Below are 12668 nucleotides of genomic sequence, written 5' to 3'. Positions count from 1 at the left end.
GCGTTATCGATCTGGTCGAATGCACGAGCAGAACCACCGTAGGTTTTTGCCAGAACGGTAGTGATTGCAGCGGTCAGCGTTGTTTTACCATGGTCAACGTGGCCGATAGTACCGACGTTAACGTGCGGTTTTGTACGTTCAAACTTTTCTTTAGACATCGATTGTCCCTCTAAGACACGGATAAATCGGTGATATCACCACATCAACCAGGCGAAATGCCTGAATTGTTGAATACAGTAAAATTGAAACAGAGAGAAACGGGAAGGAGAAGTGAAGTGGTGCTGATACCCAGAGTCGAACTGGGGACCTCACCCTTACCAAGGGTGCGCTCTACCAACTGAGCCATATCAGCACGTATTGGAGCGGGCAGCGGGAATCGAACCCGCATCATCAGCTTGGAAGGCTGAGGTAATAGCCATTATACGATGCCCGCATCCTGAAACTCGGCTACCCAGTTCTTTCTGTAACAAAAAAAGAGATTTCTCTCTTTTTCAGTTTGAGCTGGCTAATTTTTCCAACCAGCTCCGGCTGCATTAACGCTGCCAGAAAGTGGTGGTGGGGGAAGGATTCGAACCTTCGAAGTCTGTGACGGCAGATTTACAGTCTGCTCCCTTTGGCCGCTCGGGAACCCCACCGGACTTGATGGTGCCGACTACCGGAATCGAACTGGTGACCTACTGATTACAAGTCAGTTGCTCTACCTACTGAGCTAAGTCGGCATCAAGTAGCGCGCATTCTATGGATACCTGCGCGGTCATGCAACTAAAAATTTGCATAAAACGTTCTTTCGCTCACATTTTATCCGAACAACGTGCCAGGCGCTGTAAAAGTAGTCATTCACGGTCAAATATCCAACATATTAGCGTGGTTTGCACCGTATACACCGTAGCGTGACGGCTTACGCGTAACGCAGCGCTATCCATCTTTTTTCTTATTATTCCTGTCATCTGGTGTTAACCTCCTGCCCATTGTCCAAAATTAACTGTGTGATGAGCCATGATCCGGCAGTGTGATGCTGGCTCACTGAAGCATGCTTATGAGCAAAAAAGAGCAAACGTTAATGACGCCTTATCTTCACTTTAACCGCAGTCAGTGGGCTGCCCTGCGTGATTCCGTCCCTATGACGCTGACGGAAGGTGAAATCGCACGGTTAAAAGGGATAAACGAAGATCTGTCCCTGGAAGAGGTGGCAGAGATTTATCTCCCCCTCTCTCGCTTGCTTAACTTCTATATCAGCTCCAACCTGCGCCGTCAGGCTGTGCTGGAGCAGTTCCTCGGGACAAACGGTCAACGCATTCCTTATATCATTAGTATTGCAGGCAGCGTGGCCGTGGGTAAAAGCACCACCGCGCGTGTCCTGCAGGCACTATTGAGCCGTTGGCCAGAACACCGCAGCGTGGAGCTGATCACAACAGACGGCTTCCTGCATCCGAACGAAGTATTAAAAGAACGCGGGCTGATGAAGAAGAAGGGCTTCCCGCTGTCTTATGATATGCACCGTCTGGTGAAATTTGTCTCTGACCTGAAATCTGGCGTGCCTCACGTGACTGCGCCGGTCTATTCGCATCTGATCTACGACCGCATCCCGGGTGGAGATAAAACGGTAGTCCAGCCAGATATCCTGATTCTGGAAGGGCTAAACGTCCTGCAAAGCGGTATGGACTATCCTCACGATCCGCATCATGTCTTTGTCTCGGATTTCGTCGATTTCTCTATTTATGTCGATGCGCCGGAAGACTTGCTGCAGAACTGGTACATCAACCGCTTCCTGAAGTTCCGTGAAGGGGCGTTCACTGACCCGGATTCCTATTTCCATCACTATGCGCAGCTTTCTGAAGAAGAAGCGATCAATGTGGCAACAGGACTCTGGAATGAGATCAACTACGTAAACCTTAAAGAGAACATCCTGCCGACGCGCGAGCGCGCGAGCCTGATCCTCACCAAGAGCGAGAAGCACGCGGTCGACCAGATTCGCTTGCGGAAATAACAAAGCAGACATAAAAAAAACCGGCTTAGCGCCGGTTTTTTACTTTATGCATGTGGCTTCTCGCCATTTTCATCCTGATCGACCGCGAAGCAGGCAACCAGTTGACCACCATAATCCTTCAACTGAGGCTGTAGCTGGGTGCAAGGGCCAAAGCGGCGACTGCAGCGGGCGTTGAATGCACACCCCGGCGGTGGATTCAGCGGGCTTGGCAGTTCACCCGTCAGCTTAATACGCTCACGACGATCGTCCGGGTTCAGACGCGGCGTCGCAGACAGCAGCGCCTGGGTATACGGGTGACGAGGATTATTAAAGATCTGATCTTTGCTCCCCTTCTCCACGCAGCGCCCCAGATACATCACCATCACCTCATCGGCAATATGCTCTACCACCGACAGGTCGTGGGAAATGAACACATAAGACAGCCCCAGCTCCTGCTGCAGATCCATCATCAGGTTCAGCACCTGAGCACGGACGGAAACGTCGAGCGCCGACACCGGTTCATCGGCAATCACCACGTCCGGATCGAGCATCAGGCCCCGCGCGATAGCGATACGCTGACGCTGGCCGCCGGAGAACATGTGCGGGTAGCGGTCATAATGCTCGGTTTTAAGGCCAACCTTCGCCATCATTGCCAGGGCTTTTTCACGTCGCTGCTCTTTACTCAGATTGCTGTTAATCAGCAGCGGCTCTTCCAGAATCTGCCCCACTTTTTTACGCGGGTTCAAAGAACCATACGGGTTCTGGAACACAATCTGGATTTTCTGGCGACGCAGCTTCTGCGCCTGCGGATCGTGCTTGAGCAGATCCTGCCCCTGGTAATAAAGCTCCCCGCCGGTCGGCACTTCAATCATCGTCAGCAGACGGCCCAGCGTGGATTTACCGCAGCCTGACTCCCCCACCACCGCCAGCGTTTTACCGCGTTCGAGATTAAAGGAGACGCCGTCCAGTGCCTTCACCAGGCGCTCAGGGGCAAACAGCCCCTTCTTCACCGGGTAGTATTTTTTCAGGTCGATGGCCTGCAACAGCGGTTGTTGCGTGGTGGCCTGTTGCGTACTCATAGTGTTGGCCTCCCGGCATCATCGAGTGGGTAATGGCATTTCGACTGACGACCGTCAGCAAGCTGATTCAGCTCAGGCTCTTCTGCCCGGCATTTATCTGTCGCATACGGACAGCGCGGATTAAGCAGACAACCCTGCGGACGGTCATATTTACCCGGCACCACGCCCGGCAGAGACGCCAGACGCGCTTTGTCCTGGGCAAACTCTGGCAGCGCACGTAAAAGCGCCTGGGTATACGGGTGACGCGGCGCGCGGAAGATATCGTGCGAACTGCCGGTCTCGACCACCTGGCCGGCATACATCACGATGATTTTGTGCGCCGCTTCGGCCACCAGCGCCAGGTCGTGCGTAATCAGCACCAGCGCCATATTCTCTTTCTGCTGCAGCTCCAGCAGCAGTTCGATGATTTGCGCCTGAATGGTCACATCCAGCGCCGTCGTCGGTTCATCCGCAATCAGCAGTTTTGGTCGACAGGCAATCGCCATCGCGATCATCACGCGCTGGCTCATCCCACCGGAAAGCTGATGCGGGTAAACGTCCAGACGCGATGCCGGGTCAGGGATCCCCACCAGGTTCAGCAGATCGATCGCGCGCTGGCGACGGGTTTTCTTATTCCCGCCCTGATGCACCTTAATGGCTTCCATAATCTGGAAACCGACGGTGTAGCAAGGGTTCAGGCTGGTCATCGGGTCCTGGAAAATCATCGCCACTTCCGCGCCCACCAGCTGGCGGCGCTGTTTTTCAGAAATGCGCTTCAGGTCCTGACCGTTGAACTGCAGGTTTTCCGCCATCACGCGGCCCGGGTAATCAATCAGCCCCATGATCGCCAGTGAACTGACTGACTTACCGGAACCGGATTCCCCGACAATGCCAACCACTTCGCCCTGATTTACGCTGTAGCTGATGCGGTCCACGGCGCGAAACGGAGTGCCTTCATCCCCGAAGTGCACCGATAATTTATCTACATTTAATAACGCCATCTCGTGCCTCTTACTGCTTCAGTTTGGGATCAAGTGCATCACGCAGACCATCACCCATCAGGTTAAATGCCAGCACCGTCAGCAGGATTGCCAGACCCGGGAAGGTGACAACCCACCAGGCGCTTTGTGCGAACTGCAACACGTCGGAGAGCATGGTGCCCCACTCCGGTGTTGGCGGTTGCGCACCCATGCCCAGGAAGCCAAGAGCGGCCATATCAAGAATGGCGTTAGAGAAACCAAGCGACGCCTGAACAATCAGCGGCGCAAGGCAGTTAGGGAAGATATTGACGAACATCTGGCGCATCGCACCCGCCCCCGCCACGCGAGACGCCGTGACGTAATCGCGGTTCACTTCCACCAGCACCGCCGCACGGGTTAAACGTACGTAGTGAGGGAGCGCCACGAAGGTCAACGCCAGCGCAGCGTTACCAATTGACGGGCCGAAGATTGCCACCAGCACCAGCGCCAGCAGCAGACTTGGCAGCGCCAGCATAATATCGACGATACGCATGATGATGTTATCAACGATACCGCCGAAGTAACCGGCAACCAGACCGAGCACGATCCCCATAATCAGGGACAACACCACCACCAGGCAGCCGACCAGCAGCGACAGACGCGCGCCGTACATCAGACGCGACAGCACATCGCGGCCTACATCATCGGTACCTAACAGGTGCGTCAGGCTACCGCCGTCCTGCCACGCAGGGGGGGCCAACAGCGCATCGCGGAACTGGTCCGCCGGGTTATACGGCGCCAGGACGTTCGCAAACACCGCGATCAGAATCATGATGACGACATACGCCAGCCCGACTACCGCACCTTTATTGCGTTTGAAGTAGTGCCAGAATTCCTGCAGCGGCGTCATTGGCACCGGTGCTGCGACCACTTTATTTTGAGTTACTTGTGACATGATGGCCCCTTACTTCCTATGACGAATACGCGGGTTCACCACGCCGTACAGCAAATCGACCAGCAGGTTGACGAGGATAATCATCGTCGCGACCAGCAGTACACCGCCCTGCACAACCGGATAGTCACGGCGTTGCAGCGCGTCAATCAGCCAGCGGCCGAGACCCGGCCAGGAGAAGATGGTTTCGGTCAGGATCGCCCCCGCCAGCAGTGTCCCCACCTGCAGACCAATAACGGTCACCACCGGCAGCATGGCATTACGCAGCGCATGAACGATGATGACGCGCATGCGCGTCAGGCCCTTGGCGCGCGCGGTGCGAATATAATCCTCACCCAGCACTTCCAGCATGGATGAACGGGTCATACGCACGATCACCGCCAGAGGAATGGTACCCAGCACCATGGCAGGCAGGATCATGTGCGCGACGGCATCGATGAAGTTGCCCTCTTCACCCCAGATTGCCGTATCAATCAGCATAAATCCGGTGAGCGGGTTGGAGTCATCCAGGAAGACCATATCGCTGACGCGCCCGGAGACCGGTGTCAGGTTAAGCTGCACCGATACCAGCATAATCAGCATCATGCCCCACCAGAAGATAGGCATGGAGTAGCCGGTCAGCGCCAGGCCCACGGCAGTATGGTCAAAAATAGAGCCACGTTTAACGGCAGCCAGCACCCCAACAGGAATGCCCACCGCTGTGGCGAAAATCATGGCGCAGACGCCAAGTTCGAGTGTCGCTTTAAAACGCGGCACGAACTCGTCCCACACCGGAAGACGGCTTTTCAGCGAAATCCCTAAATCGCCGTGCATGACGCCCCAAATATAATGGAGGTACTGCTGCCACATCGGCTTATCGAGGCCGAGCTCAGCCAGCAGCTGTGCATGGCGCTCAGGGGAAATACCACGCTCACCCGCCATAATCATTACCGGGTCGCCGGGGATCATATGGACGAAGGCAAAAGTGAGAAGGGTGATACCGATAAACGTGGGGATAACAAGTCCCAGACGTCGGAGGATGAACTGCAACATAACCCGGATTCTCTCTGATGACGCACAACCAATGGCGTGGCGTCTGTATTGCTCACAAATCTTATTCCCTCCCCTTTTAGAGAGGGAATAAAGCACTGCTGCCGGGTGGCGCTACGCTTACCCGGCCTACATACCGTAGGCCAGTGCAAGCGCAGCGCCGCCTGGCGTTGCTTTTAATTATTCAACAGATACGCTTTCGAAGTGGTGTTTGCCCAGTGGATCAACCACGTAGCCTTTCACTTCTTTACGCACTGGCTCGTACACGGTGGAGTGAGCAACAATCAGCGCCGGAGCCTGATCGTGCATAACAACCTGAGCCTGTTTGTACAGTTCAATACGTTTGTTGTGATCGTCGGTTGCACGCGCCGGCTGGATCAGGTCTTCAAACGGCTTGTAGCACCAGCGAGAGTAGTTAGAGCCGTCTTTCGCAGCAGCGCAGCTGAACAGGGTGGCGAAGAAGTTGTCCGGATCCCCGTTATCACCGGTCCAGCCCATCATTACCGCCTGGTGCTCACCCGCTTTGGCACGCTTCAGGTACTCGCCCCACTCGTAGGTCACAATCTTGGCCTGAACGCCAATCTTCGCCCAGTCAGCCTGAACCATTTCAGCCATACGGCGTGCGTTCGGGTTGTACGGACGCTGAACAGGCATCGCCCACAGCTCAACGGTAAAGCCTTTATCCTGTCCCGCTTCTTTCAGCAGCGCTTTCGCTTTCTCAGGATCGTAGCTGTAGTCTTTAACGTCGTCGTTATAGCCCCACATGGTTGGTGGGATCAGGTTTTTAGCTGCAACGCCAGCGCCCTGGTAAACCGCCTTGATGATCGCTTCTTTGTTCACCGCATAGGTCAGCGCCTGACGCACTTTCACGTCATCAAACGGTTTCTTCTCGGTGTTGAAGGAGAGGTAGCCCACGTTCAGACCCGCCTGTTCCAGCAGGTTGATGTTTTTATCCTGCTTCATGCGCGCGATGTCAGCCGGGTTCGGGTATGGCATAACCTGACATTCGTTTTTCTGCAGTTTTGCATAACGCACTGACGCATCAGGCGTGATGGAGAAGACCAGACGGTCGATCTTCGGCTTGGTGCCCCAGAAGCCTTCAAACGCTTTGTACAGAATACGGGAGTCTTTCTGATACTGCAGCAGCTGGAATGGACCGGTACCGATTGGGTTCAGGTCGACTTTCTCCGGCGTACCGGCTTTCAGCATGTTGTCCGCATATTCTTTGGACAGAATAGAGGCGAAGTCCATGGCCAGGTCAGCCAGGAATGGCGCTTCCGGGCGGGTCAGTACGAACTGAACCGTTTTATCGTCAACTTTTTTCACTTCAGAGATCAGGTCTGGCAGACCCATCCCTTCGAAGTATTCATAGCTGCCGCCAGAAACTTTGTGGTACGGGTTCTGGGCATTTTTCTGACGGTCGAAGGAGAACACAACGTCGTCGGCGTTAAGATCGCGCGTCGGTTTGAAATCTTTGTTGTCCTGCCACTTCACGCCCTGGCGCAGGTGGAAGGTATAGGTTTTACCGTCTTCGCTGACCTCCCACTTCTCGGCCAGACCCGGAATCACTTCCGTGGTACCGGTTTTGAATTCAACCAGACGGTTATAGATCGGTACAGAGCTTGCGTCGTAAGTCGTACCAGAGGTAAAGAGCTGTGGGTTAAAGCCTTCCGGCGAGCCTTCAGAACAGTAAACCAGGGTTTTTGCCTGTACGCTTGCTGCCACGGTCATAGCCACCAGGCTCAGACCAAGCTTCAGCATCCCTGACTTCTTCAAGGAAATACTCATTATTCTGCTCCAATGTGATGTTTTGCTTTGTTGTGTTACGCCGCCAGACCTTTATTTATTTTTTACCCGGTCCGGTCGGTGATGCCCGAAGGCTTTAAAGGGATGGAGAATCCTTTCAGAAGAGCGTTTGAGTTGCAGCGCAGATCGTCCCTGAAATGCCCCTCATGCCCTACAATCTGTCAACAGAATGTGAAAACGTCAATACAGGTGACGGGGATTTACGCTGAGTGTGAGAAACCGCAAACAAAGATTAAAAAAACCATGTATGCCAGTTTTCAGCAGGGAAATTTATGCTACTCGCTATCTTGCAGCACAAATATCTTCATATTTAGCGACAGTCAGTGATTAACTTTTATTCAGAATGGGTAAATTTTCTTGCAGAATGGTGATTATCTGAGCACTAAATACCGCGAACGTTAAAACGCACAGCGAAAAATGCTGAGGTTATCCATAAGCAACGCGAAAAAAGATCAATCTATATATAAAAAAATACAATGGATTATGTCACAAAATCGTTAACAGGCAGGGAGAAGCAGGTCTAAGGGGTGTTTTGATGACTCTGGCGGGCTAAGGCCATAATGCAAAAAGGGCTAACCTTGCGGTTAGCCCTTTTCAGAATGTGGTCGGCGAGAGAGGATTCGAACCTCCGACCCACTGGTCCCAAACCAGTTGCGCTACCAAGCTGCGCTACTCGCCGAATGCGGAGCGCATCTTACTGCTGGGGTGCGCCCTCGTCAATCCCTTATTTTCAAAAAGCCATTCAACTGGCGATATTCTCGCCAGGCGAGCTACTGCGCGGCTTTCTTGCTGCTTTCAGGGAGTTTGCACCAGTTGTTATTTTCGTTAAGACCACCGTCTGGAGAGGTGTATCCCAGGCAGCCTAAAATGGTGTCGTACAGCTCAACGTGACGACGCGGCACCTTCATATCCGCCTCTTTCTTCAGGTGAGCAAACATCTTCGCTTTCTCAGGATCTTCCAGATACTTGTCAGACATCCACACCATCATAGGTACACGGAACTGCTCCGGCGGCGCCATCTTACGTGGCGTACCGTGCAGATGCTCGAATTCATTGATGGATTCACCGTGGTCCGCCGCATAGAACACAATCGCTTTCTTATCACGCACCTGGTCAATCACCGTATCAATAAAGTGATCCACATACGTCACGGAGTTGTCGTAGGAGTTAATCAGCTGCTCTTTGGTGCAGTCTTTGTCCACCCCGACACATTCCGGCGTCCATTTCGCAAAGCTACGCGGGTAGCGTTGCGTGTAGTTAAAGTGCGACCCTTTGGTATGCAGGATAATCATGTGCTTACCATCCGGGTTACCGTTGAGAGACAATTTCATCTCATCAATCAGCAGCATGTCATCGACAGGCTTACCACGGTTACGCGCCTCCGCGCCAATCTGCTCGCGGTAGGAAATATTCTGCGCCATGGTGTTGCTGTAGAACCACATCTCGCTCTGCATCGCATAGAGGTCAGATGTAAACCCAAGCTGATGAAGCACCGAGAAGACGTTTTGCTCTTTCAGCGTACGCTGTGGGTTATCGCTCGCCCCTCCCTCACGTACAAACATGCAGCGTAAGGAGAGCTTGGTGGCGGTATCACAGGAGTAGCCGCGATAGGCAATCAGGTTTTTCTCTTGCGCCAGTTTTGGGGTTGTATCGCGGTTATAGCCAAGAATACCCATATGATCCCAGCGCGTGGTTTCCCCGATGATAAAGACGATATAGGTATCATCGATATCTTTTGGCGGGACATAGGTAAACTTCTTCGCTGGGTTCATCAACGATTTATTATCAGAAGACTCATCCACCTGCGCCCATGCATACAGCCCCAGCGCGGAGATCCAGTTAGACGGTAAATACGAGTTGGCAACCACGCCGCCGTAGCTTGGCATATCCACGCCGGAGGTACGCTCATCATACTTCTGCTTCACCTCCAGCAGACGAATTGGCCCCCAGACCATCAGACCGGCCAGCAGGACTATCGCGACGCTTCTGAAACGTTTTCCTGGCGTGCGGATCTGGTGAACCAGCGTGTACCGGCAGCGGTTACTCCAGATGAGTAGCAGCGGTAAGGCACTGACCGCCACCACCCAGAGAATAAAGTGCAACCCCACGACCTCTTTAGAGAGATCGATATCCGTGGTCATCACCGAGGCAATAATGCCGTAGCCGATAACCACGTTCATAAAGGTCATGTAATAGCTGGCCCCCGCCGAGCACAGCACGATAAACGTTGCCAGCACTCGCCATACGCGACGACCAAACAGAGTAAGAATACGGAATAAAAAGAAGGTGACCAGTACCGCGGCGACCAATTCGACAACCGCTGCAATTCCTTTCCAGACGGTAAAATCTTGCGCATAACCGTCAAACCGACGGAAAAAAACTGCGCCATTCATAAACAGGCCGATGTACAACGCCAGCAAAAAGCAGAGCTTTTGTTGCGCCATCGATTTAATGTATTTCATGCAAGCTACCCGGAAAAAGGGACAGTACCGCCGCCCACCTCGATTAAAAAGTGGGCAGATTAAACATACGCTCAGGGGATCGTTCAATGAAACGTCTACAGGCGTGGTAAGTAGACCACAGGGATGGGAAAAAGTGGCAGCAGAGTGTGTGATCGGTACAGTTATTTACAAAAAAACGAATCTGGAATTTAACGATTGAGTCAACGCTGCATTTTTTACATAAGGAAAAGGCCGGATTACCGGCCTTTCTCGTCGTCATTATGCATGAACTTCTTTGAAAACTTCGCGTTGCGGTTGGCGAATTGTGGTAGAGAGCGCCAGAGAAATAATCAACAAGGCAAATATCACACAGAAAGTCACATAGAACCCACCGAACAGGGAAGCAATCAGCGAACCGCAGATACTGCCAATCCCGAAGCCCAGATAGATAACGCCGTAGTTTTTCGCCAGATTGTTCAGGCCAAAGAACTCGCTCACCAGTGACGGGAAGACGGTAATAGTGCCGCCAAAGTTAAAGGCCACGCAGGCAATCGCCGCAAAGAAGGTCGCTTCGTTCAGCGGGGCAAACAGGAGAGCCGCCATACCGACCAGCGAAACCACCTGCCCAATCGTAATCACACGGATACGGGCGATTTTGTCAGACAGAATACCGAGCACCAGACGACCGGAGAGGTTGGCAATGGAAATCACAGTCACCGCATTGGCTGCCGTGGCCGCATCCAGTTTCACCATCCCCTGGGCAATATCCTTCGCCACACCGATGACATACAGACCGCTCATGCAGGCCGTCAGGAACATCACCGCCAGCATCCAGTACTGCGGTTTACGCATGGACTGCGCGAGGGTGAAGTCGTTCTCCACCACGCCGTTAACGGTTTTGACCGCCTGCTGCGGCGCATCGGTCATCAGCGTGGCGCCGAACAGAATCATCACCAGCACGATTACGCCCCAGATCATGAAGGTTTTTTCGAGGCCAACGGACGCCAGCAGATGGGAGTCGATAAATTTGAAGCCAAGGCTGCCGAGACCATAAGAGCCGATGGCAAATGCGGAGATCAAGCCCTTACGCTCCGGGAACCACTTCACGCAGTTCGACAGGGTCAGCAGGTAGCCTGCGCCATCGGCCAGCCCCACCAGCACGCCGGCGCTCAGCCACAGCATCATCAGGTTGCTGGAGTGCGCCGTCAGGAAAAAGCCTACGCCTAACAGAATGCCGGACGCCATGGTCACACGCTTCACACCGAAACGCTCCTGCAGCTTGCCCGCAACGGAAGACGAAATCGCCAGTCCCAGGCTCAGCAGGCCAAAGGAGAACGCGACCTGGCTGACCGGTGCACCGAGTTTGTCGGAAAGCGCACTGTTAAACAGACTCCAGGTATAAACCGAGCCCAGTGCAAACTGGGTGACAATGGTGCCAAAGAGCGTGAGCCAGCGCGTGCGGTTATAAGTTGATGTGTTCATGGCAGTTGTCCTGCAAGAGAAATTAAGGAAGTTCGCTGAGGACAACAATAAACAAAACCTTAATACGCCTGGGGTAAAACGGCATGAAATGCAGGCGGAACGGAATGAAATGCCTGGAATCGGGAATGAATGACCTGCGCCGGGAATAAAGCGATAGTGTGTTAGTGTCTGCTATCGCTGTAACCCCTGCGGTTGTTGTATTCAGGATGTTATCGTAACGTTTAAAAAAGTAACAACTCTAGAAATTCGCGCTGACACCCAGGGTGTACAAAAACTCTTCACCGGTGGTGGTATGTTCCCCCTGGGCGAGCGACGCATAGGCCGCAACATGCGTGTTAAATGGAATATCCGTTCCAACGGTTACATCCATCCAGCTACCGTTTTGCGCGGGGGCTGGCGTTTGCGGCATGCCAAACTGCGATTTCCACTGGTTTTCACCAAACTGCTGGTTGTAACTAATCTGCGCCCAGGGACGAAGATCGCCATACTGGGTATTCACACGCCACCCCAGCGTGCTGACGCTGGCATGCCAGAGCGGGTCGGTGAGTGCTTGCGTCGTCGCGCTATCACCGAACTCGTTGATCATCATGGGAGTCGTGCCGTCATAACGCCACGCCACCACCGGACCGGTGGTGATACGCGCTGAAACCGGAAAATTCCAGCCCACACTCATCGCCGCTTCCATCGTGGTGCCAGACGGTACATTCAGGGCAAGGCCTGGCGCATTTTGTGAAGACTGAATACGCTCCGCAAGAATATCCTCATAACGCGGTTGGTGATCCGCGTCCCATGTATAGCGTTCCGCCGTATTATTTTGTGCATCTGAAACGATATATTCCTGTTGCCAGGCAGACGCTGTATTACAAAAAAACAGGCAGGCTGAAATTCCCACCAGGCCAGAAACAGCATGGCGACCACTGATTTTTTTTATCATCATCAACGCGACCCCAGAGAGAGCCGAATTCGGCGATATTT

General features: G+C 53.4%; 10 protein-coding genes and 5 tRNA genes. 1 reads left to right on the top strand and 14 read right to left on the bottom strand.

The genetic code is table 11. The features are described 5' to 3' along the window. The 5 genes from E3U32_RS08540 to E3U32_RS08520 form a co-directional block, all read right to left on the bottom strand. Nucleotides 1-158 (bottom strand): GTP-binding protein (locus tag E3U32_RS08540; protein ID WP_227507214.1); only part of this gene is annotated, 158 nt, incomplete at its 3' end. 118 nt (nucleotides 159-276) lie between these two features. Next, a tRNA-Thr gene (locus E3U32_RS08535) sits at nucleotides 277-352 on the bottom strand. Nucleotides 353-358: 6 nt separating this feature from the next. Further along, nucleotides 359-433, bottom strand: a tRNA-Gly gene (locus tag E3U32_RS08530). Between the two features lie 117 nt (nucleotides 434-550). Continuing rightward, nucleotides 551-635, bottom strand: a tRNA-Tyr gene (locus E3U32_RS08525). A gap of 8 nt (nucleotides 636-643) precedes the next feature. Then, nucleotides 644-719: transfer RNA gene (locus tag E3U32_RS08520), tRNA-Thr, on the bottom strand. Between the two features lie 317 nt (nucleotides 720-1036). On the opposite strand from E3U32_RS08520, the gene coaA reads away from it, so the two are divergent. Further along, nucleotides 1037-1987 carry a type I pantothenate kinase gene (gene coaA, locus E3U32_RS08515; protein WP_021242480.1) on the top strand — a complete coding sequence of 317 codons (951 nt, stop codon included), beginning with the start codon at nucleotides 1037-1039 and terminating at the stop codon, nucleotides 1985-1987. 44 nt (nucleotides 1988-2031) lie between these two features. Here coaA and dppF read toward each other — a convergent pair whose 3' ends face one another. The 9 genes from dppF to E3U32_RS08465 form a co-directional block, all read right to left on the bottom strand. Next, nucleotides 2032-3045, bottom strand: a complete 1014-nt coding sequence (gene dppF, locus E3U32_RS08510; RefSeq protein WP_134348423.1) for a dipeptide ABC transporter ATP-binding subunit DppF — start codon at nucleotides 3043-3045, stop codon at nucleotides 2032-2034. After that, on the bottom strand, nucleotides 3042-4025 hold the full coding sequence (dppD, locus tag E3U32_RS08505) for a dipeptide ABC transporter ATP-binding protein (protein ID WP_134348422.1): 984 nt from the start codon (nucleotides 4023-4025) through the stop codon (nucleotides 3042-3044). The genes dppF and dppD overlap by 4 nt, the downstream gene beginning before the upstream one ends. Nucleotides 4026-4035: 10 nt before the next feature. Continuing rightward, nucleotides 4036-4938 carry a dipeptide ABC transporter permease DppC gene (gene dppC, locus E3U32_RS08500; RefSeq protein ID WP_063957891.1) on the bottom strand — a complete coding sequence of 301 codons (903 nt, stop codon included), beginning with the start codon at nucleotides 4936-4938 and terminating at the stop codon, nucleotides 4036-4038. Nucleotides 4939-4947: 9 nt separating this feature from the next. Next, nucleotides 4948-5967 carry a dipeptide ABC transporter permease DppB gene (gene dppB / locus E3U32_RS08495; RefSeq protein ID WP_134348421.1) on the bottom strand — a complete coding sequence of 340 codons (1020 nt, stop codon included), beginning with the start codon at nucleotides 5965-5967 and terminating at the stop codon, nucleotides 4948-4950. Nucleotides 5968-6144: 177 nt separating this feature from the next. Next, nucleotides 6145-7752 (bottom strand): dipeptide ABC transporter periplasmic-binding protein DppA, encoded by a 1608-nt coding sequence (gene dppA / locus E3U32_RS08485; protein ID WP_134348420.1) that lies wholly within the window; start codon nucleotides 7750-7752, stop codon nucleotides 6145-6147. 620 nt (nucleotides 7753-8372) lie between these two features. Continuing rightward, nucleotides 8373-8449, bottom strand: a tRNA-Pro gene (locus E3U32_RS08480). A 91-nt stretch (nucleotides 8450-8540) separates the two neighbouring features. After that, a complete protein-coding gene (eptB, locus tag E3U32_RS08475) occupies nucleotides 8541-10232 on the bottom strand; it encodes a kdo(2)-lipid A phosphoethanolamine 7''-transferase (RefSeq protein ID WP_134348419.1) in 1692 nt (563 codons plus the stop codon). Nucleotides 10233-10490: 258 nt separating this feature from the next. Next, nucleotides 10491-11693, bottom strand: a complete 1203-nt coding sequence (locus E3U32_RS08470) for an L-lactate MFS transporter (RefSeq protein ID WP_134348418.1) — start codon at nucleotides 11691-11693, stop codon at nucleotides 10491-10493. Between the two features lie 238 nt (nucleotides 11694-11931). Further along, complete coding sequence (locus tag E3U32_RS08465) at nucleotides 11932-12630, bottom strand: autotransporter domain-containing protein (protein WP_134348417.1); 699 nt, start codon at nucleotides 12628-12630, stop codon at nucleotides 11932-11934. Between the last annotated feature and the right edge of the window lie 38 nt (nucleotides 12631-12668).

This window comes from Lelliottia nimipressuralis (assembly GCF_004402045.1).
Classification (GTDB): domain Bacteria; phylum Pseudomonadota; class Gammaproteobacteria; order Enterobacterales; family Enterobacteriaceae; genus Enterobacter; species Enterobacter chinensis.
The sequence above is the reverse complement of the archived record's forward strand: the minus strand, read 5'-3'. Positions and strand labels throughout refer to the sequence as shown.